The following is a 21,183-nucleotide window of genomic DNA, read 5'->3' as shown; positions in this document are numbered from 1 at the left end:
AATTTTCGAAAGATTTGTTAAGTGAATACCCAGATGGAATTGCCTGAGAACGGTTTGGTGCCGATGGTACGTAACGGCGATGAGCCGTACGCCGCCTATGACGAGGCGTTCGAACCGTCGATTTTTACGCGCCTTTGGCGGATAATCTGGAATAACCGGCTTATTGTCGCCGTGATAATCGGCCTGACAATGGCTGTTGCGCTTGTGTTGACCCTGCTCGCAACGCCGCAATTTACTTCGGTTGCGCGCATCCAAGTTAATCGTGTCGAGGCCAATGTCGCGGACGTCGAAGCTGTCGAGCCAGCCGGCGACGCCCTGCTTTATGACGAGTTCTACAGGACCCAGTATGCTCTTCTGGAGTCCAAGAATCTGGCAGAGCGCGTTGCGCGAAAGTTGAATTTGCAGTCGAACGAGGAGTTTCTTTCTGCGTTCGACATTCCATCGGATGGCGAAATCGTCACAGCAAATCAACGCCGCTCTATTGAGATCACGTCCGACTTGCTGCTCGACAATATACAGATCAACCCGGTTGTTGGTTCAAGTCTTGTCGACGTTGGTTTCACGAGCCCATCGCGAGAGTTTTCACGCACAGTGGTGGCAACCTGGATCGACGAATACATTGCAGCCAATCTAGAACGCCGGTTCGATGCCACGGGCGATGCTAGAAAGTTTCTCGAAAGCCAGCTCGCCGAGCTTCGCACGAGGCTAGAAGATTCCGAGCGGCAGTTCGTAGGTTACGCTTCCCAAAGTGGGATCGTGTCGTTGCCCTCGACGGGTGTGCAAGGAGCCGAGCGGACTCTCGCAGCTTCCGATCTTGCCGCGATGAACGAGGCGTTGGTCGAAGCTCGTGCTGACCGCCTGGCGGCCGAAAGTGCGTTCAGGGCAGGCGCTCAGCAGCAGCAAAATCAAGTCGCGACAAGCCTTCGTAGCGAGCGCGCGCGCCTTTCCGGCGAACGGGCTAAACTCCTTGCTCAGTTTGAACCCGGTTATCCCGAAATTCAGTCACTCGACAGTCAGATAGCAGAACTCGACCGTGAGATCGCAGCGGCAATTGGTACGGGTACGGCAGATCTTCAACGCAGCCTGCGTCAAGCGATAGATCGTGAAAATGGTCTGGAAAAGGAGGTCGCCAGTTACCGCGCGGCCTTCAATTCAGAACAGCAGGATACAGTCCAGTACAACATCCTGAGGCGGGAAGTTGATACCAATCGTGAGCTCTACAACAGTCTCTTGCAGCGTTACAAAGAGATCGGTGTCGCCGGCGTAGCCGCAAGTAATGCCCAACTCATTGACGCTCCTCGGATCCCGATTGAGCCATCCAGTCCAAATCTCGCACTTAATCTGGCTATCGGTCTGTTGCTTGGTTTGGGAATTGCGGGTGCGGTTCTGTTCGCCAGGGAAGAGATGGATCGCAGCCTAAGGGATCCGAGCGATGTAAAGGGCAAGCTTGGCCTGTCCTTGCTCGGCGTCATTCCGAGGATCGAAGATGTCGATCTTTACGAGGAGCTTACCGATCCGAAGTCCGCAATGTCCGAGGCATATCTGTCGGTCGGCATTATGTTGGACATGTCCACTTCACATGGATTCCCGCGCACGCTGATGACCTCAAGCACGGTTCCCAGCGAAGGGAAGACCGCTACATCTTACGCCATCGCAAGCCGAATGGCACGCAATGGCCGCAAGACAGTCTTGGTCGATCTTGATCTTCGCAACCCGTCGGTCGGCAAGAGACTTGAAATCGCAAATGATTTTGGCGCAGTTAACTTCCTCACAGGTTCGGACGATATCCGATCGCTGGTCCATAATGAGTTCCAGCCAGGCCTATCCGTCCTGACAACCGGACCGATGCCGCCAAATCCGGGCGAATTGATTTCTGGCCCTCGAGTGGCGCAGTTGCTGGAAAGCCTGCTGCAGGATTTCGACCACGTCGTGATCGACGCGCCTCCGGTCCTAGGTATCGCGGATTCGCCTGTTCTAGGCGCGCAAGTTGAAGGTGTTGCTTTTGTCATCGAGGCTAACCGTGCTGGATTGCGCCAGATTGTTGGGGCGATCAGCCGCCTGCGAGGAACTGGCAGTAATGTTGTCGGTGCAGTCGTGACGAAGGCAGACGATCGCAATCTCGATTACGGTTATGGTTCAGAATACGGATATGGCTACGGATATGGACAATCTAGCTCCGGAGACTGATCAACAGGCGCGGTCGGGACGGAATCGATTGCTTCCATTTTGGCTGCGTATTGCATTGGTCCCGCTCGCTTTGAGCGGAGCCGCGGCTGCGGTTATCCACGCTGGATCTGAGAACGGCATAAAGCCGCTGGCCTTCACCGAAACGCTTGAATCGGGCCTCAATGCCGAAACCAGGTCGCGATTGGTTGACGCACAATTCCGCGAAAATCTTGCCACAGACATCAAAGCTGGCCGGGAGGCGAGCCCTACAGCGAGCGCTACGCTGGAAGCCGCCAAGAGTGTGTATGAGGTGAAACCGCTCGACATTGGTCTGGCGAGGACTCTGGCGACCGGAGAAATCGCGTTCGATGATCAAGCTCAGGCATTTGAGATCGTAAAGAGACTCGTTGAGCTTAATCGCCGTGATGCGATCGCAAATATGTGGTTGGTTCAATACTATGGAGAGTTGGGCGAGATCGCGCCTATGCTCACAGTCTTTGACCAAACCCTCAGAACCAATCGTGAAATTCGCACCACCGCAATGCCATCGTTCGTCAACTTGCTCGCCTTCCCAGAAGGTCGGAACGCAATTCGAGATTTGCTGTCGAACGAACCCATCTGGCTCCCTGAATTCTGGGCGGAGTTCGCGAAAAATCCAGTAGCACTATTGAATGCAGAGGCATTTTTTGGACAGGACGAGGGTTATCTGAAGTCTCTCGACGAGGAATATCGAGAATCGATTTTTCGGGGACTTAAGGATGCGGGCTTATATGAGGCGTTGTTCCTGCTCGCAGACAATTCTGGGGTAGCCGTCGCGACCGCCGCGAACCACAGTGACGGCTTTGAATCAGCAAAGACAAGCGATCCCTTTGGCTGGGAACTTACTTCGACAGGAAAATACGTCACTTTGGTAGAGCGCGACGGCGACGTTCTCTCCGTCGACGCTGAACCCGGATCCTTCGGGCCGGTCGCTCAACGTCTCCTTCGCAAGGCGGACAATCGGCAACTGGTGGTGAAATTGGCAGAGCCACTCGAAGTCGGTGGGCGCCTTGAAGCCAGATTGATTTGCGCCGATGAATCTAGAAGCATCATTGGCCAAGCCATACTCCTGGAGGGCGATCTTGTGGCTAGTGGGACGATTGATCCGTCCAGTTGCAGTTTTGCCACTCTGACTTTGATTGCGAAAGTCGATAATGGCCGCAGCCGCGTTAACATGAGAATTCAGACCGCACACCTCGCCCCTTGAAAATCCAAATCTTTGGGGGAGTTGAAGGGTCTATTCTTTCAGCGGCCTTTCATTTCAGCACAGTTTCCGGTCATTTCGAATTGCATCGGACAACTCGTTTTTAACCATTTCGAAAGCTAGAGGGTGCCAATAACAAGTCGGATTGAGGTGTGTTCATTTCCACAAAGGGCTTGATTTCCATTGGGAAAACCCATACCTCGAAGTTGAAAGGGCGTGAAACCCTTTATCAAAATGAGTTCTGCCAAAATTATCTCTTGGAGGTTACTAATGAAACTAAAGAATTCCATTCTCGCTGCATCCGCAGCTGCTCTGGCGCTCTCGCCAGTTGCAGCTCAGGCTGCTGACGCCGTTTCGGTTGAGCGCGCTAGCGCAACCAGCAAAGACACCGCCGCTCTTGGTGGTGGTTCGTCGGTTATCATCGCTGTGCTCGCTGCAGCTGCAGTGATCGCTGGCATCATCGTTGCTGCTGACGGCGACGACGACGAGCCGCTGAGCCCGTAAGCTTCGCTTACGCTGAAATTAAAAGGCCGGGGTCGATCATTCGACTCCGGCCTTTTTTGTATGTGGGTCACTCCCGATGCAGAGGTAGCGATCCCGTAATTGAACAGACATGGCTATGGATTACGCCGGTGCTAAACGAAGGCGGGGGCCACTAGCTCTCAGCCACCGACCAACTTTGTCATCCCAGGCAAGGCGGGGGCCACCCACCGACCAGCCTTATCATCCTAGACAAGGCGAGGGCTGAAGACAGCTCGGATAACTGAAGCCTTTGATCGGAAGGCGGGCCTGATCGTTAGAATGCGTTGTCGTGCGCCAAAACTCGGAACGTTCGCAGAATGATTTTGATATCATTGAGCAAGGACCAGTTTGCAACATATTCCAGATCCGCACCAAGCCGCGCTCGAAGGTGCTCCTCACGAAATGTATTGCCTCGATGCCCTCTGACTTGGGCGAGGCCTGTGATCCCAGGTTTCACGCTGTGCCGTTGCCAATAGGCACTATCGACTTCCCAGAACAGGCGTTCACCGGCTCTCGATAGCTTCGCGTGGGGGCGAGGGCCTACCAAGCTCATGTCGCCGAGCAGCACATTAAGTAATTGGGGTATTTCATCTAGGCTCGTGCGTCGAAGAAACTCACCCAACTTGGTGGTTCGCGGATCGTCACGCTGCGTCGATTGAGCGCCATGGGCGTCGGACTGCTCAACACGCATGGTGCGTAGTTTAATGATCCGGAATGGCCGATTGTCTCGTCCGATCCTGTCTTGGAAAAACAAGACTGGACCCTTGGAATCGAGCTTGATGGCAATACCGATGGCAAAGATTAGCACCAGCAGAAATGGCAAGGCAAGCACAACGATTGTCAGGTCGAATGCCCTTTTTAGCAGGCGTTCATGCAGTTGCAGCGGTCCTCCCGTTATGATCCCGCTGACGCCGGCATTACGGATACGTAGACCTATTGGATTGATGTCGTTGAGTTCAGGCAGCAAGATCTCACTCGGTATGCTGAGAGAGCGCATGACCGAAATCCACTTCTGCCTTTTGTTGGGCGGGCAGTGAACCAGAAGGTGATCGAAATCCTTGGTAATTTGAGCAAGTTTGGCGATCATTTCGGGATCTGAAGCATTCGCTGACAAGCCATATGCCTGAGCATCGATTTGGGTGGCATGTGTCGCCCTCTTCAACGGCAAACCGTCGTAGATACACAGCGTCGAAAACTGTCCTGACGGTAGATTGCGGCCAACAATATAGGAAACATAGGCTCGAAAAGTGCATATCCCGATGGCCGAAGTGGCCGTCGATGCGACTGTGACGACACGCGATATGTCAGTCGTCTTGGTCAGAAAGATCATCAGCACAACCCCGCCGACTGACGCCAGCAATCCCGATAGTGCCGCAAATATTGGCACGCCGGGGCGGGTATTGTCGGCAATCCGATATGCGCGTTGATTATAGGCGACGAAAAAATAGATCGGGATCACGGCCATCGCAAGCAGCCCGGCCGTGGATGTGGCTAGCCGTTCCGGGATGTATCCCAGCGACCATCCGTAAATTGACGCAAGCAGGATGGTGAGGTCGCCGGCGACAAGGGCAATCTTTACCCTGCTGCGGAATAGACGCTTAGCTTGCGCATTTTTCTGAAATTCCGCAGCCAAAAGATCAAAAGGTTTAGCGACCGAACCACCTTCTTCCGTCGAAACCCGTGATGAACTCGGAGTTTCTCTCGCTTGGTTTTTCATCGGATGAAATTTACCCGGAATTTGGCAGACGCCCATGCATCTGCGCATTGTAGTTGGCGGAAGCCGGAAATAGCATGATCCCGCTACGAGCCCGTTTGCACAAACACGCATTAGCAGGAAAGAACATCTTCACAATCATTCGCGTGATTATTGTGCCAATGCGTGGGATTGGCGCAACGCATTCAGTCATTCCGCCAGGATCCCTGCGGGAAGTTTCATGACTGCTTCGATGGTGGGCGTACCAAGGTTCGAACTTGGGACCCCTACGATGTCAACATAGTGCTCTACCACTGAGCTATACGCCCACACATCGAACAAGCCGAACTGGTCGGCAGGCGCGCCGTTTAGCCGGAGGCCCAAGAGCGTGCAAGTGTGAAATAAAATTAAATCTGCGCGCTGATCTTGTCTTCCAGAACGCGCTCAACTTCCATCACGAGATCGCGCAGGTGGAATGGCTTGGAAAGGACTTTGGCGTGCGGCTGTTCGCGGCTCGCCTTGAGGGTAACGGCGGCGAAACCGGTGATGAACATCACTTTCGTATGCGGACTGATTTCGTTGCAGCGCTGGGCCAATTCGATGCCATCCATTTCAGGCATGACGATATCCGACAGGAGCAGGTCATAATCGCCGTCCTCCAGATAGGGGATCGCAGCGGTGCCGCGGTCGACTGAATCGACGCTGTAGCCGGCCTTGAGCAGAGCGCGCTCAAGGTACACGCGCATCGCTTCATCATCTTCAGCAAGAAGTATCTGGGCGGAAGTGGAATGGTTCATGCGCTGCTCCTAGTAGACGCTGTTTAAGAAAGGATTTCCGATTTACCATTTCCATTCTCCATCGCGTTCGAAAATGGAACAGAGTGACCCGCACACCTTTCACTGGGCAGAACCGGATGCGTTCCACTGGAAAAGACCGGGTGCGTTCAGGCAATATCAAGCCCGAACAATTAGTTAAAAGTACAGTCCGCGGAAGATTGCGATCGCCTTAGGGCTTCGCTTTTCTTCACAACTTGGTTACCTTGTTGCTGAACGGATTGGGACGCCTTCTTCTATAGGGCGATGCCCAAGTTGGTTTGCTGCCGTACTTTGGATCAAGTGCGGCGCTTAGGGAGGTCGCACGATGCGCAATTTTTTCGATGAATTCGGTGCTATGAATCTTGGCTTGACTGAACAAGAGAATGGCGCCCGCTACGCCTTAGCGTTCTCCGCACATTCGCATCATGATTGCAACGATGACGACCACAAGCACGATCAGGGCGGCTCCGTATCCAATGGGTCGACGACGAGCTCGACCACCCCGATCGTTGTACCGCCTGGCGACATTGCCGGTGATTCAACGACAGCGGTCACTATAGCAATCGGCGAATCAGTCACCAGCGAGCTCGAAACCGTTGGTGATACTGACTGGATCAGGATCGAGCTGTCGGCCGGCGACGAAATTACGATTTCGCTTTTTGGCTCTGGCGACAATCCGGTCTTGGATACATATCTCAGGCTGTATGATGCCAACGGCGTTTTGGTTTCGTTGAATGATGACGGCGGTGCCGGATACAACTCGCTACTGCGATTTGAGGCTGTTGCCGATGGCACATATTATATCGAGGTCGATAGTTACGCCAACCAGTACACGGGTCAGTACACGCTGGAAGTCACCGAGACTGTTCCTCTCCCGGTATACGACTACGACCAGATTGCTGATCAGCTAACCGAGGGTTATTGGGGCGGGACTGCTCGTTCGTACGACATCACTGACGGTCAGATCACCTACGACATCAGCGCTTTACCGGCCGACGCGCGGTATCTCGCAATCGAGGCAATGGCGCTTTGGTCTGATATCACGGGCATCAACTTTGTCTCGAGCCCAGGCTCCGGCGAAATTACCTTTCAGGATACCGAAGACGGGGCATTTGCATCGTCTTCGCGTTTCGGCTCGACCATCACAGGGTCCACGGTCAATGTTTCCGCCAACTGGGTCGCAACGTACGGCACCACGCTTAGCAGCTATTCCTTCCAGACATATGTGCATGAAATCGGGCATGCGCTGGGATTGGGACATGGCGGGAATTACAACGGTTCGGCCGATTATTCTGTCGATGCGCTTTACGCCAACGATGCCTGGTCGACGACTGTCATGTCGTACTTCAGCCAGACGGAGAATTTCTATTTTCAGGAACTAGGTTTCAATTACGCGCCGGTTACCAGCCCGATGAACGGCGATGTGGTCGCAGTGTTGAGGCTTTACGGCGCTTCGACGACCACACGTACAGGGGACACGACCTACGGTTTCAACAGTACCTCGAACCGCGACATTCATGATGCCTCACTGTTCAATAACACTGCTTATACGATCGTGGACAGCGCCGGAAACGATACATTGGACTACAGCGGATTCAGTGCCGATCAATTGATCGATCTGAATGCCGAGGTCTTCATGAATATCGGCGGTCGGGTTGGAAACGTCATGATCGGTCGCGGCACCGTGATAGAAAACACTATCAGCGGAATCGGCAGCGACGTCATCAATGGCAATAATGTCGGCAATTTGATTCGAGCGGGTGGCGGTAATGACGTCGTCGATGGACGCGACGGAAATGATTGGATCTACGGAGGAGGTGGGGCCGATACGCTGATCGGCGGTGCTGGTTCAGACCGGATTGATGGCGGTGGCGGGCAAGACGTCCTTTATGGCGGATTCAACAATGACCGCCTCGCCGGCGGAAGCGATGCCGACGAGTTATTTGGCCAGCAAGGTCCTGACCGTCTTTTTGGTGGCGGTGGTAGCGATACGCTTCACGGCGGTGTGGGTGATGACATGCTTTATGGCGGTCACAGCGGCGATATTATCTCAGGTGATGACGGCAATGATATCGTGTTCGGCGGCGATGGGAACGATGTCATCGACGGTGACGACGGGGATGACACGCTGAAAGGAAGTGACGGAAGCGACGTCATCCGGGGTGGATCTGGTGATGATATCCTCGAAGGCGGATTTGGTATTGATCAGTTGTTCGGCGGCAATGATCAGGATGTCCTGAATGGCAATAATGGGAATGATCAGCTTACCGGCGGCGCTGGGGGAGACTGGTTCTTTTTCGATATTAAGGGCTCCAATCACGTCGACGAAATTCTCGATTTCGGAAACGGCGATGACGGGATTCTGCTTGATCCTGAAGCCTTTGCCGCGATTTCGGGCGGTCAGCTCGCCGCCTCGGCTTTCGTTGTCGGGACAAGTGCGCGAGACTCAACCGATCGCATTATCTACGACCAGGCCACAGGGAATATCTACTACGATGAAGACGGTTCTGGCGGCGCGAGCAAGAAGATCTTCGCTAAGGTCACGCCGGGCACCGAACTCACTGCGAGCGACTTTTTCGTTGGAACGGTTTCGGATATCCCAGCAGCCAACGGCATGCTTGGTGATGCGAAGCCGGTAGATAGTCTCAATACAGCAGATATGTTCACCATAGCCTAGTCGAGCGAACAGGAGGCGCCGCTCTGCTTGCATGATCGGCTATTCCGCGCAAGATGCGCGAGATGGCGCCTCCCTTGAACGAATCGGCAGCTGATTGGCAGTTTGAAACCGGCGGCTACATTGAAGGCTTAGGGCACCCGGCGTTCTATCATCGATCGCTCGTAGAACCGCGGGTGCCGATCCTCGTCGCATCCCCTCATGCGGGACGTTCCTATCCAAGCAATGTGCTCGAAGAAGCGAGATATCCGCGCATATTCGAGCGGAGGTTAGAGGATCGCTACGTGGAACAGATCGCGGAAGCGATCTCTTCGCAGATCGGAGCGAGCCTGCTTGTGGCCAATGCCCCCAGAGCGATGCTGGATCTGAACCGGTCGGAAGACGACATCGACTGGGGCATGATCGTTGGCGGATCCCAATCGAATTCGCGAGCCTCATCAGTCACTCGCCGGGCGCGCACTGGGCTGGGCCTTATCCCGCGCAGGCTCGCAGGAGTGGGTGAATTATGGCAGAAACCATTGAAGCGCTCTCGGCTTGAGGCCCGGATCGACGGGATCCATCGCCCCTATCATCAGAAGCTGGCATCGGAATTGGAAAGGCTCCGAGATGCATGGGGCTACTCAATACTGATCGACTTGCATTCAATGCCGCCTCTAGCGCGCGCGGATCAAGCCACTGTTGCGATCGATTTCGTAGTTGGGGATCGGTTCGGCACTTCGTGTGACAGCAAACTAAGCTACCGGATCACGAGTAATCTTCGATCGAACGGGCGTGGTGTCTCACAAAATCGACCTTATTCCGGATGCTATACGCTTGATCGTCACGGCCGACCGCGCCGAAACATCCATGCAGTACAAATCGAAGTGTGCAGGACAACCTATCTCGATGCCGATCTGGACCGGCCAACTAGTCGTAGAGAGAATGTTTCGAAACTTATCTCCGGGGCGATTCTAAGCGGGCTGTCGTGCCTGTCGGATGTCGGGATAGCCGCGGAGTAGAGCAAGTAATTCGAATTGAGTTCGGACGCGCGGTCTAAATGCTGACCGAAGGTCCTCACTCCAAATGACTTACGCACTCCGATCAGAAAATAAGCCAGATCAAACGCGTAATTGCATCGCTTTGATTTCGAGCCGGCGCGACCGCTTTGATCTAATTGGCCAGAGCTGCCGGCGAACTTAATCCTCGTTTACCGGCGTTGCAATCAGCAGCACTCCGTCACCAGAAATGGCATCTGCCGAAAGTCCAGTGTGGATTGCGCATTCCCCCGGTGCCAGCTTCTCGCCTTGCACATCGAATTCGCCGGAAAATGGAATTACCAGGGCCGGTCCTTTACGGAGGGTGGGAAATGGGGCCAGACTACCAGCGCGCCAGAACCGTAAATCGAAATACGGACTCTCGACGAGCACGCCTTGGTCCCCATCTATCTTGCTACGGTGGCCGTTGTTGTAGGGACCGGTAAGCGCGACTTCGACGCTGCGGTCGAGATGCAGTTCACGCTGGCGCCCGTAGTCAAAGAGGCGAAAGGTCACATCGCTGTTTTGCTGCACTTCGATCAGACTGACGCCGCCTCCAATTGCATGCACTGTGCCGGCAGGAATATAAAACGCGTCCCCTGCACGTACTTCGTGCCATTCCAGCATGTCGACGATGGAACCGTCCACGGCTGCTCGCCGCATTTGTTCGGACGTTATTTCCTCGTGGAACCCGATCGCGATGGTTGCGCCAGGATCGGCGTCCAGAATTACCCAGCATTCACTTTTACCGCACTTTCCCAAGCCCATAGCTTCTGCCTGGCGGTCATTGGGGTGGCATTGGACCGACAACCGTTCGCTGGCGAAGATATATTTTACGAGCAGTTGGCTGACTTCGGGCGGAGGCTCGAACCAAACTTCGCCAATTTTCCCATCTGCCGGGTGAGGTAAGGGGGCCGGTAGTCGCTCAACGCCCCAGACCTTGTCGACGAAAGAGCGGGGTAGTTTGCGGATCATTTCTTTTTGCAACGGCTGACTTCGCCTACGCGCTGGACGGCGCTGCGAGCAGTGACGAGCACGTCGTTACCATCGACCACGACCACCAGGTTGTCTGCACCCAAGATTGTGACGTGGGGTCCGTCACTATCGATCATGCTTCCTGACGCGCCGATAACCTCGCCCGGTCCCATGATTACATTGCCATTTTCGTCCTTTTCGCGCTCGTGAAGAAGCGCATCCCAATTGCCGATGTCTGACCAACCCATCGAGGCATCTACCATTGCTGCCCTTCGGGTGTTTTCCATAACAGCATAGTCCACCGATTCACCTTTGATTGCAGCAAAGCTGTTCGCTTCCGGTCGAAGAGCCCCGTCGGTTTTCAGCCCCGTCTTGTAGGCATGTTCTGTGTCACGGGCCATTTCGGGCCGATGCAGCGCCAGCTCTTCGAGAAAACGGCCAGCTTTGAAAACGAAGATGCCCCCGTTCCAAGCATAACTTCCGTCCTCGAGGAATCCGATCGCAGTTGGTAGATCAGGCTTCTCGACGAAGCTTTGGATATTAAAGCCTTCGCCGATCCTATCCCCACGGTGAAGATATCCGTAGCCCGTCTCCGGTGCGGTGGCTAAAATGCCAAACGCCACCAGCCAGTCATCACTGGCAAGTTTGGCGGCGGCCTGTGCCGCGCGCTTGAATGCCTCGGTATCAAGAATATGATGATCGCTTGGGCAAACCAGCATTATCGCGTCCGGATCTAGCGTAAGAGCAGCCAGCGCGATTGCGGGCGCAGTGTTGCGCCCCACGGGTTCGACTATGAACTGCGCATCGGGTGCGACGCTGCCCGCTTGCGGTACAGCATGTTCAAGATGTTGTTCCCCCACCACGACTACCGGTCTCGTGAAAATCGTCCGGTCCGAGCACCGGCGTAGAGTCTCCTGATAGAGCGTCGTCTTTCCCAGCAACGGGATAAACGGTTTGGGCTTGGTCGCACGGCTGCGTGGCCAAAGACGAGTCCCGCTACCTCCACACAGAACGACAGGGGTAATGCTTGGCACAGAATTCTCCGAATATTTTGAATATCTTGCGAGCGCGAAAGATCGTACCCCCGCAATAGGGGAAGCACTCGCCAATCTCTGACAACGGTCGGCCTTATGCTATCAGCGCGCTAGCTCAAGATTGAATTGTGTCAACCAGTCGGCAGAGCGATCAGGGCGCATAGTCCTCGATTTCTGGATCAGTGAAACTTCAGCTTCGATGATGTCTCTGCGCTCATCCCATCCATCATGCGTTCGCTTGCGGAACAGGCCGCCGGCATGCCGCGGACCCCAACGCTCCATCATGCGGACCGCCGCTGTTGGATCATAGCCCGCATTGGCAAGCAACCATGGCATCAGGCGATCAGCTTCACGTTCCGTCTGGCGCACTATTGATTGGCGATTCTTCTTTGTCTCGCGCATCTCCAGATGACCAAGAATGTTGTGTGCCATCTCGTGAGCAAGAACGGCAGCGAACTCGTCGATGGGATAGTCGAAGGCCGGCAATCTCTCTCCGACGAGCACGCGGGTTCCATCGGCCGCTGCATCGTCATTCCCACTGAGCAACTCGAAGCTTGAAAGGCAAACGGGCAAAGGTTCGATATTTGCGCTGACGAATTCACCGCTGCCCGCGATCCATGAGACACTAACGCTGGAGCGAGCAGCGGAACCCTTCAGCAAAGACCCGATCGCGGTCGCTCTTGTCCAGTCGTCCTTCGTCTTCACTGGCAAGTCCGCCAACAAGACACCGTTCACGGCGATAAGGGTATCGTTCTGAGCTAACCCCGCGCCTTCAGCAGGTGAGCCTTCTGCGACTGACTGTACGCCGATATCTCCCGAAAGATTGAAAATGGAGCGGATAGCCTCAGGGTTCCAGTAGGCTCTGGCATCATGAATAAGGATGCCCAGAGAGTTTTCTCGGCGACTGCAAAACTCCGCATTGCTCCGGGATAATCGGAATCCGGTCCGGTAGAGCAGGTCTTCTTTTTTCTGGAAGGTTTCCAGCGACGTGGCTTGCGTTTCGCCAGCAGACGCTGACGAGGCAAAACCGCTAAAAAGCAAAGCCGAAGCGCACAAAAGCACGTGGCCGAGAGCGCCAACCGCTCCCGGCCACGAAAATTCGAGTTTGTGCCGGGTCAAAGTTGCCCTGCGCATAATTGGATTATGCGTTTGCTGCGCCATCAGTCGCAAGCGGAGCTGGTTTCCAGCCCTGCTGAATCTGACGCGAGAAGATCGTACGCATGTTGTCGAGCGAGAACATGTGCGCGTGGATCAGCATCATCAGGCCGCTCTTGTTGAATTCAGCAACCTTCTCGTCGGACAGTGCCTGAAGCTTTTCCTGGTTGATCATGCCAAAACCGCGATACACGAAAGGCTTGTCATCGCCATCGGTCTGGATCGTGACTTCACCGTCCATGAGGAGGTCGGCTTCCTTGATCTGCTGGAGGAATGCCTGTGTGCGCTGAGCAGCAGCTTCGAAGTTCTGGCAGAATTCGAGGATCTGCTTGGTTGCTTCACTGCTTTCGCCATTTTCGAACAGCGGGCGACCTTCGTCGAATTCGCCAACCGCATCGCTGGTCGGATCGAAGCAAAGCGACAGCTGATCGGTATCCTGCTGGAGCTTGGCCAGCATGAAAGGATAGCGGCGGATGTAAGCCGGGATGTAGACGGGGTCAGAAACCTTGCCGTCCTTATCGACGAAGGTGTTGAAGCCTTCGTTGAGGCCCATCAGAGCGAGCGGAAGCGGGTTTTCACCGGTCGAGAAGACGATGGGGAAATTGCGCTGGGCCTGGACAAATTCGTCCACGGTCAGGGGAATTGCGTGAGCCTTCGCCAGCCACGGAGCAGTTTCGAGAGTTCGCGACTTGTAGTTCGCGTGATCACGGCTGTTGAGGGGCATCAGGTCGTTGAAAAATAGGGGCAGTTGAGGCTGCTGCGGCGCGCTCGCCATGTCTTGTCTCCGAAGTCGATTTAGTCGTTTTGGGATAAGGCACTTTGGTCCCTGGGAACCGGCACGCGCCCTTGGCTGCGCGCCTTAAGCTGTCACGTCCGTTTTCGCAAGCGGCACGAGTTTGCCGGGATTGAGTAATCCCCGCGGGTCTAGCGCTTGTTTGACTGAACGCATGATAGCGAGCGCCGCGGGATCGCCGAGACGGCCCAATTCATCGCGTTTCATCTGGCCAATCCCGTGCTCGGCACTGATCGATCCGCCCCATTGTGTCACCAGGTCATGGACAAAGGCGCTGATGTCCTTGCCCTCGGCAAGTTCCCATTCGCCGCGTTTGGCACCCTTCGGTGCAAGGACGTGGAAATGTACATTGCCGTCTCCGAGATGGCCGAACGCAGCGACCTGGGTACCCGGAAAGCGTTTCTCTATCTGGGGCGAGGATGTCTCTACAAAGTCGGGCATTTTCGCCACCGGGACTGAAATATCGTGCTGCATCGCCGGACCGATTGCCCGCTCGGCTGCGGAAATGGAATCGCGCAGAAGCCAGAAGGTATCGGCTTGCGCCTCGTTCGCTGAGATCACCGCGTCATCGAGGAATTCCTGTTCGGACGCTTCGGTGAGCATGTTTTCGGCAAGAGCTTGCAGGTCTTCACCGTTTCCGGCGGCTACCAGTTCGATCAAGACATTCCACTCGTGCTGCTGCGCCAATGGCGACCGGGCATCGGGCAAGTGGTCCAACACCGCCGTCAGACAGTGCGCGGGCATAACTTCGAAACCTTCGAGAGCATCACCGGCAATCTTGTCGCAATGCAGGAGCAGTCGCCGCGCGTGCTGGAGGCTCGGCAGGCCGGCCCAAATAACCAGGCGATCACTGGTCTCCGGAAGCAGGCGCAAGGTGGCTGCTGTGACAATTCCCAGCGTCCCCTCGGACCCGATCAGCAGCTGCTTGAGATCGAACCCGCGATTGTCCTTCTTGAGCGGAGTGAGCGTATCGAGCACCGAGCCATCCGCCATCACCGCTTCGAGGCCGAGTACCTGCGCGCGCATCGTGCCATGCCGAAGGACCTGCGTTCCACCCGCATTGGTGGATATGAGGCCGCCAATCGTCGCAGAACCCTTGCCGCCCAATGTGAGCGGAAAGCGCAAGCGGTGCTTCGCCGCTGCCTCGTGCAGGGTCTGCAGGACGACCCCGGCATCGCAGGTCACTTGCATGGCGCTCGTATCGAGTTGCCGTACCCCATTCATGCGCCGGAGCGACAATATCAGCGCATCGCCGCTGCTGTCGGGTGTCGCGCCGCCAGACATGCCGCTGTTTCCGCCTTGGGGTACGATGGGGATTCCGTGCACGCCGCACAATTCCACTATTGCAGCGACTTCCGAAGTGCTCACAGGCGAGGCAAGTCCAACTGCTTTCCCATGATAGCGTCCACGCCAGTCCGTCAGCCACGGATCAAGCAGTTCGGGATCGCAGGTGAAGCCGCGTGTCCCAAGCAGATCGGCCGCCTCACTGGCGAATTTCCCAAGGTCTGAATTCATCGATGCATCCATGCCACACTGGATAGGCAAATGGCCACCTCTTGCTATCCGGCGCAATCCAATTAAGCCGATATTCAATTGTCGGGAGGCAGTGCAACAAACACGCGCTGAATTCCTTCGGCGCGAATACGAGGAACTTGAAAAAGCCCCGATGTTCAGCCTGTTCGCCCTGACTGCGCCGATTGCGCTCCTGTTGTCTCATGGCGGCCAGGAGAATGCATTGCCCAAGGCGGACGGGATCTGTGAAGCGCAGGTTGCGCAGCAGTCTCGCGACAACAATCGCGGCGTCTCGCCTCTGCCGCTTTCAAGCGACGCGCCTGGATGGGCTCCGCTGTTTGAGGGCGTAGGGCCCGCAATCGAACGACAGGTCCGGATCGAAGGGCGGGTTATCTTGCGCGTCTCTCCCGCGCGCGGCCCTGTCAGGCAAAGCATGATGGCCGAAACCCGCGATACAGAGCCGGCGCGGCTGGTTGAGCGTTCATTCGGGAAATGCATCGATGCCAGTCGGATCGGCGGAGTTGCCGCCAGCGGTGACCGCCTGATGTTGTTCCTCAAGAACCGCCAGGTCTTGTCTGCAGAGCTTGAAAAGGGCTGCAGCCCGCGCAGCTTCAACCGCGGTTTTTATATGGAGCCATCGAAAGATGGGAACCTGTGTATCAAGCGTGACCTCGTACAGAGTCGTTCGGGGGCAAAGTGCCAGATCACTCGGCTACGCCAAATGGTGCTCGAAACCGAGGGTTGAGGCCGCTTTTTCTTGACTAATCGGCCTAAAAGCGCAAAGGCGCGCACCTGAAAGAGTGTGCAATTTGCGCCCTTTTCACTTTTCCGCAAATCCGGGGGCACTCGACAGCCGCATGAACTTCGCCGATCTCGGCCTTTCACCTGACCTGCTTAAAGCCGTTGCAGACGCCGGCTATAGCGAACCCACGCCTATCCAGGCGCAGGCCATTCCGCCTATCCTGATGATGAAAGACATCATCGGGATTGCTCAGACGGGTACAGGTAAAACCGCCAGTTTCGTTCTTCCGATGATTGACGTCATGGCCAGTGGTCGGCGCCGTGCGCTCATGCCGCGCTCGCTGATCTTGGCGCCTACGCGCGAACTTGCTGCGCAGGTTGCTGAAAACTTCGAGAAGTATGGCAAGAATCACGATCTCAAACTGGCGCTGCTGATTGGCGGCGTGCAGATGGGCGACCAGGTCAAGGCTCTGAACGAAGGCGTGGACGTGCTTATCGCGACGCCGGGCCGCCTGATGGACCTGTTCGAGCGTGGCAAGATCCTGCTCAACGGCTGCGAATTGCTGGTTATCGACGAAGCGGACCGGATGCTCGACATGGGCTTCATCCCGGATATCGAGTTCATCTGTTCCAAATTGCCCGAAACACGGCAGACCATGCTGTTCTCGGCGACGATGCCGCCGCCAATCGAAAAGCTGGCCAAGAAATTCCTCCAGAATCCCAAGCGGATCGAGGTCAGCCGTGCGGCGACGACCAACAAGGACATCACCGCCTTCAAGATCCCGGTTCAAAGCCGTCAGAAGCGTGAGACGCTTCGCTGGTTGCTTAAGAACGATCATGTCGAAACGGCGATCATTTTCGCCAACCGCAAAACCACGGTGCGTGAGCTCAACAAGAGCCTGCAGCAACACGGTTTCTCGAGCAGCGAAATCCACGGTGACATGGATCAGTCGAGCCGCATCAAGGAGCTTGATCGGTTCAAGGCTGGCGAGGTGAATATCCTTGTCGCCAGTGACGTTGCCGCACGCGGTCTCGACGTTAAAGGCGTGAGCCACGTATTCAATTTCGACACGCCCTGGCATCCCGACGATTATGTGCACCGCATTGGCCGTACGGGCAGGGCAGGCGCCAAGGGCCGCGCATTTACATTCGTATCGAATGAGGACGCCGAAGCCATTGCAAACGTCGAAAAGCTGACCGGCAGCAAGATACCGGTGTTCGGAAAGAGCGACGTCCGCGTCGAACTGATCGATCCTGCGGCAAGCAAGAAGGACGCCAGCGAAAAGCCCGAGCGCAAAGCTAGGGGCGAGCGCAAGCCGCGCAAGCCGGTAGAAGAGTCCAAGGCGGAGGCCCAGTCGGTGTCCGAGGCCCCGTCAAAGTCCGAGGAAAAGTCGGAGCCCAGGCCCAAGCCAGCCAGGAAGGCCGCAGAAAAGGCGCAACCTCAGAAGGTGGAACGTCCGAAAAAGCCCCACAAGGGCGCTGCGAAAGGCGAATCCTCTGATCCGGGTGAATGGAACGGTCCTGTGCCCGGGTTCCTGGAAGTTTCGGCAGGTTGACTTAACAACTCTCTAACTACAATCTCGTAGTTACGGAGCCGTTATGGAAATTTTCGTACAGTCATTCAAAAGCACTTTCAGCCTGCTATTTTTGGCTGGACTATGCTTTGGAACGCTCGCTTTGGTGGTGAAGCGGACACAGATTATCCCGGCCATGGAACGTGGCCGCAAGGAATTCCTCACCAGTCTGGCGCTGATGATCATCAATTTGGCGATCCTTGCGCCGTTCTTTGCCTTGCCGAGCGGAGCGATCCGCGAGTTCCTTGGCATGAGCGAGCGTTTCGCCGGATTCTGGGCGAATGTTCCCGAACTGCTGACGCTGCTTGGTGCGTTCCTGGTCTATGATTTCGTTATTTACGTCAGGCACAGGCTGGAGCATTCACCAATGCTGTGGCGCATCCATGCGACACATCATGCCGATACGGCGCTCTCGTGGCTGACCGTTCAACGAAAACACCCGCTCAGCAAACTCCTCAGCGTTTGCGTCGATCTTTCGCTCTTGCTGCTGCTTGGCTTCCCGCAATGGTCGATCGGTGCTGCGGGCGTAGGCATAGCGTTCTGGGGCTTCTTTGTTCACTGCGATGTGCCATGGACGCTCGGCATATTTGGCCGGGTTTTCCTCTCGCCTGCAGCACACCGCCTACATCACATCCGTGATGAGGCGCTGATGGGCACAAACTTCGGAAATACTCTCACGCTGTGGGACAAGATGTTCGGTACATACTGTGATCCCAAGCCGTACATCGGATGCGAGACCGGGATCGAGGAAGGCACGCGGTCCATTGGCGGCGAATTGCTCCGTCCGTTCGAAAAGCGGTATTGGACGCGAAAACCGGCGAAGCCAGAAGAAGAAAGCGAAGCGGTCGCTTAATCGCCTGTCGGTTTGACGAAACTGTCGAGCACGCGTTTTTCGCCTGCCTGCTCGAACTCGATTGTCAGCTTGTTGCCTTCCTGATCGGTGACCACACCGTACCCGAACTTATCGTGAAAAACGCGCGCGCCAATGGCGATATCGGTTCGCGGTTTTGCTGCGAAACTTGCGGCGCTGCGACCGGTTTCGGCAAGCTTTTTCGGCGTCGCATCATAGCCGGTGGAGATTGCCCGCTGCCAGCCAGGACCGCGCGCAGTCGAACGATCGGGGCGATTTATGGAGACATGGGCGAAGGGATCGTCATTCTCGCTCCAATTCGCACGCCAAAGTGACGCGCCGCCCGACATCGTTGTTTCGCTCTCGATGAACTCGTCCGGCAATTCCTCGATGAACCGGCTCGGGATCGAGCTTGTCCACTGGCCGTAAATCCGCCTATTTGCCGCATGCAGGATCGTACATCGGCGCTTGGCGCGGGTAATGGCGACATAGGCCAGACGGCGCTCTTCTTCGAGGCTGGCAAGACCGCCCTCGTCAATCGAACGCTGGCTCGGGAAAACGCCTTCTTCCCACCCGGGCAGGAACACATGATTAAATTCGAGGCCCTTGGCAGCGTGCATCGTCATGATGGTGACCTTTTCGCCGTCGTTGGCGCGGTCGTTATCCATGACGAGGCCGACGTGCTCGAGAAACTCGCCCAGCGTTTCGTAGTCTTCCATCGCGCGGGCAAGCTCTGTGATATTCTCCAGCCGGCCAGCGCTTTCCGGGCTGCGGTCCTTCTGGAGCATTTCTTCATAGCCGCTTTCCGAGGCAACAATGCGGAGCAGTTCGGACGGCGTGATCTTGTCCACCTGCTCGCGCCAGTGAACGAACTGACCCAGCAAGCTGATCATCGTGTTGCGCGCCCGAGCGGGAAGCTCGTCGCTGTCAGCAAGGTCGAGAGAAGCGGCGGCCAGCGGTGACTGGGTTCGCCGGGCATGACGACGCATCGCTTCCAATGTCTTTGCGCCGAGCCCGCGCTTGGGCTGGTTGTAGATACGCTCAAACGCCAGATCGTCGGCTGGTTGCGAGATGACCCGCAGATAGGCCAGCATATCGCGGATTTCGGCACGCTCGTAGAAACGAAAACCGCCCACGATGCGGTAGTTCAGGCCGATCTGGATGAACCGGTCCTCGAATTCGCGGGTCTGGTACTGGGCGCGCACGAGGATCGCGACTTCATCCAGCGGGGCGCCTTCGGATTCCAGGCGTTCGATATCCTCGCCTACGCGGCGCGCTTCTTCCGGACCGTCCCAGATGCCGACGACCCGCACCTTCTCGCCAGCGGGAAGATCCGTCCACAGTGTCTTGCCCAGTCGCTCGCTATTGGCGTTGATCAGCCCGGATGCGGCTGCGAGGATTTGCGGTGTGGAGCGATAGTTCTGCTCCAGCTTGACTACCGCAGCGCCGGGAAAATCCTTCTCGAAGCGCAGGATGTTCGCCACTTCCGCGCCGCGCCATGAATAGATCGACTGGTCATCATCGCCTACGACGCAAATATTCTTGCGCTCCTGGGCGAGCAAGCGCAGCCAGAGATACTGGACTTGGTTGGTGTCCTGATATTCGTCGACCAGGATGTACTTGAAGCGCTGCTGATACTGGGTCAGCACGTCATGATGTTTGCGGAAGATGTTCAGAATGTGCAGCAACAGATCACCGAAGTCGCAGGCATTCAGGGCCTTCAGCCGGTCCTGGTACAGCTTGTAGAACTTGGTGCCGTGGCCGTTGGCGTAGGCCTCGTTCTCGATTGAATCGAGATCGCCGGGATTGAGCCCCCGGTTCTTCCAGCGATCGATCAGTCCGGCAAGTTGGCGCGCAGGCCAGCGTTTTTCATCCAGCTCCTGTTCTTGAATGATCTGCTTGAGCAGTCGAAGTTGATCATCGGTGTCGAGGATCGTGTAATTGCTCTGAAGCCCGACCAGCTCGGCATGGCGGCGCAGCATGCGGGCACCGATCGAATGGAATGTGCCAAGCCACGGCATTCCTTCTACGGCATCGCCTATATGACGCCCCACGCGTTCGCGCATTTCGCGGGCAGCCTTGTTGGTGAAGGTCACGCAGAGGATTTCGGAAGGCCAGGCACGCCGTGTGGCGATAAGGTGCGCCAGACGTGCAGTCAGCGCCGCTGTCTTGCCAGTACCTGCTCCGGCCAGCATCAGCACTGGCCCTTCAGTCGTCAACACAGCTTCGCGCTGAGGCGCGTTTAGCATGGCCGCATAAGGCGGAATCGTGCCGGTCTCGGCCACTTCGCTGGGTTCTGGGAGATCAGGCATCTTCACAGAACAGCTAGGGAACGATACCCTGTAGCACAAGTGCGCTGATGCCCCTTTCGGAACAAGAAGGCGGGGTTCCGCGTAGTGTTTGCAATGTCGAAACGAGGAGAA

At 56.1% G+C, this 21,183-nt stretch carries 16 protein-coding genes and 1 tRNA gene; 8 read left to right on the top strand and 9 right to left on the bottom strand.

Going from position 1 to position 21,183, the window contains the following annotated elements; all coding sequences use genetic code 11:
• The first annotated feature begins 21 nt into the window (after positions 1 to 21).
• From K3166_RS06945 to K3166_RS06935, 3 genes are all read left to right on the top strand, one after another.
• On the top strand, positions 22 to 2,187 hold the full coding sequence (locus K3166_RS06945) for a GumC family protein (protein WP_221421577.1): 2,166 nt from the start codon (positions 22 to 24) through the stop codon (positions 2,185 to 2,187).
• Positions 2,150 to 3,412, top strand: a complete 1,263-nt coding sequence (locus K3166_RS06940) for a hypothetical protein (RefSeq protein WP_221421576.1) — start codon at positions 2,150 to 2,152, stop codon at positions 3,410 to 3,412. Before K3166_RS06945 ends, K3166_RS06940 begins: the two co-directional genes overlap by 38 nt.
• A 267-nt stretch (positions 3,413 to 3,679) precedes the next feature.
• The gene (locus K3166_RS06935) at positions 3,680 to 3,913 is read left to right on the top strand and encodes a hypothetical protein (RefSeq protein WP_221421575.1); all 234 of its coding nucleotides are present in this window, start codon (positions 3,680 to 3,682) and stop codon (positions 3,911 to 3,913) included.
• Positions 3,914 to 4,205: 292 nt separating this feature from the next.
• Here the strand turns inward: K3166_RS06935 and K3166_RS06930 are convergent, their stop codons facing one another.
• The 3 genes from K3166_RS06930 to cpdR form a co-directional block, all read right to left on the bottom strand.
• Complete coding sequence (locus K3166_RS06930) at positions 4,206 to 5,684, bottom strand: sugar transferase (RefSeq protein ID WP_221421574.1); 1,479 nt, start codon at positions 5,682 to 5,684, stop codon at positions 4,206 to 4,208.
• 194 nt (positions 5,685 to 5,878) lie between these two features.
• Positions 5,879 to 5,953 (bottom strand) — tRNA-Val (locus tag K3166_RS06925).
• Between the two features lie 78 nt (positions 5,954 to 6,031).
• On the bottom strand, positions 6,032 to 6,421 hold the full coding sequence (gene cpdR, locus K3166_RS06920) for a cell cycle two-component system response regulator CpdR (RefSeq protein ID WP_221421573.1): 390 nt from the start codon (positions 6,419 to 6,421) through the stop codon (positions 6,032 to 6,034).
• A 343-nt stretch (positions 6,422 to 6,764) separates the two neighbouring features.
• On the opposite strand from cpdR, the gene K3166_RS06915 reads away from it, so the two are divergent.
• Both K3166_RS06915 and K3166_RS06910 read left to right on the top strand, forming a co-directional pair.
• Positions 6,765 to 9,116, top strand: coding sequence for a M10 family metallopeptidase C-terminal domain-containing protein (locus tag K3166_RS06915; protein ID WP_221421572.1), 2,352 nt, complete (start codon positions 6,765 to 6,767; stop codon positions 9,114 to 9,116).
• Positions 9,117 to 9,169: 53 nt separating this feature from the next.
• Positions 9,170 to 10,111 (top strand): N-formylglutamate amidohydrolase, encoded by a 942-nt coding sequence (locus K3166_RS06910; RefSeq protein WP_221421571.1) that lies wholly within the window; start codon positions 9,170 to 9,172, stop codon positions 10,109 to 10,111.
• Positions 10,112 to 10,288: 177 nt separating this feature from the next.
• On the opposite strand, the gene K3166_RS06905 is transcribed toward K3166_RS06910, so the two are convergent.
• From K3166_RS06905 to K3166_RS06885, 5 genes are all read right to left on the bottom strand, one after another.
• A complete protein-coding gene (locus tag K3166_RS06905; RefSeq protein ID WP_221421570.1) occupies positions 10,289 to 11,101 on the bottom strand; it encodes a class I mannose-6-phosphate isomerase in 813 nt (270 codons plus the stop codon).
• Complete coding sequence (locus K3166_RS06900; RefSeq protein ID WP_221421569.1) at positions 11,098 to 12,135, bottom strand: mannose-1-phosphate guanylyltransferase; 1,038 nt, start codon at positions 12,133 to 12,135, stop codon at positions 11,098 to 11,100. Before K3166_RS06900 ends, K3166_RS06905 begins: the two co-directional genes overlap by 4 nt.
• Positions 12,136 to 12,237: 102 nt before the next feature.
• Complete coding sequence (locus tag K3166_RS06895) at positions 12,238 to 13,296, bottom strand: M48 family metallopeptidase (RefSeq protein ID WP_221421568.1); 1,059 nt, start codon at positions 13,294 to 13,296, stop codon at positions 12,238 to 12,240.
• Positions 13,277 to 14,065 carry a SapC family protein gene (locus tag K3166_RS06890; RefSeq protein WP_221421567.1) on the bottom strand — a complete coding sequence of 263 codons (789 nt, stop codon included), beginning with the start codon at positions 14,063 to 14,065 and terminating at the stop codon, positions 13,277 to 13,279. The genes K3166_RS06895 and K3166_RS06890 overlap by 20 nt, the downstream gene beginning before the upstream one ends.
• Before the next feature lie 84 nt (positions 14,066 to 14,149).
• Positions 14,150 to 15,610 (bottom strand): FAD-binding oxidoreductase, encoded by a 1,461-nt coding sequence (locus tag K3166_RS06885; RefSeq protein ID WP_247714560.1) that lies wholly within the window; start codon positions 15,608 to 15,610, stop codon positions 14,150 to 14,152.
• A 79-nt stretch (positions 15,611 to 15,689) separates the two neighbouring features.
• Between K3166_RS06885 and K3166_RS06880 the strand changes: the two genes are divergently transcribed.
• The 3 genes from K3166_RS06880 (at position 15,690) to K3166_RS06870 (ending at position 18,763) form a co-directional block, all read left to right on the top strand.
• The gene (locus K3166_RS06880; RefSeq protein WP_221421566.1) at positions 15,690 to 16,340 is read left to right on the top strand and encodes a hypothetical protein; all 651 of its coding nucleotides are present in this window, start codon (positions 15,690 to 15,692) and stop codon (positions 16,338 to 16,340) included.
• A gap of 112 nt (positions 16,341 to 16,452) precedes the next feature.
• Positions 16,453 to 17,892, top strand: a complete 1,440-nt coding sequence (locus tag K3166_RS06875; RefSeq protein WP_221421565.1) for a DEAD/DEAH box helicase — start codon at positions 16,453 to 16,455, stop codon at positions 17,890 to 17,892.
• A gap of 43 nt (positions 17,893 to 17,935) precedes the next feature.
• Complete coding sequence (locus K3166_RS06870) at positions 17,936 to 18,763, top strand: sterol desaturase family protein (protein ID WP_221421564.1); 828 nt, start codon at positions 17,936 to 17,938, stop codon at positions 18,761 to 18,763.
• On the opposite strand, the gene K3166_RS06865 is transcribed toward K3166_RS06870, so the two are convergent.
• Positions 18,760 to 21,072 (bottom strand): ATP-dependent helicase, encoded by a 2,313-nt coding sequence (locus K3166_RS06865; RefSeq protein WP_221421563.1) that lies wholly within the window; start codon positions 21,070 to 21,072, stop codon positions 18,760 to 18,762. The genes K3166_RS06870 and K3166_RS06865 overlap by 4 nt on opposite strands.
• Between the last annotated feature and the right edge of the window lie 111 nt (positions 21,073 to 21,183).

The organism is Qipengyuania psychrotolerans (genome assembly GCF_019711355.1).
GTDB lineage: Bacteria > Pseudomonadota > Alphaproteobacteria > Sphingomonadales > Sphingomonadaceae > Qipengyuania > Qipengyuania psychrotolerans.
This window is presented reverse-complemented; position numbering and strand designations above follow the sequence as displayed.